The following is a 277-nucleotide window of genomic DNA, read 5'->3' as shown; positions in this document are numbered from 1 at the left end:
AGAAGAGCCGAGGAAAATCGGTACTTTACGCTTGGTGACTATTTGAAAGAGCAGCGTACCGATGCCCGCACCTAAAAGTGCCAAAGAAGGATTCAGTTTGGTCAATAGCGGAACAAGCACCATCGCCCCGAACGCCACAAACAAAATCTGCGCGCCAGAAACCGCCAATTTAAGCTGGTTCATCAGAAAGCCTCGTCAAATCAATTCAAACGGCGGGAATTATACAGTTTCACCCCATAAATGAACATTAATTTACAAATAGTCCGTTAAATATACC

General features: G+C 44.4%; 1 protein-coding gene. It reads right to left on the bottom strand.

Annotated features, from left to right (window positions below):
• The coding region (locus tag ACTHS3_RS17825) for a solute carrier family 23 protein (protein WP_440368750.1) at positions 1–183 on the bottom strand (183 nt) is incomplete at its 3' end.
• Between the last annotated feature and the right edge of the window lie 94 nt (positions 184–277).

It is taken from the genome of Neisseria sp. P0009.S007 (assembly GCF_051962515.1).
The sequence above is the reverse complement of the archived record's forward strand: the minus strand, read 5'-3'. Positions and strand labels throughout refer to the sequence as shown.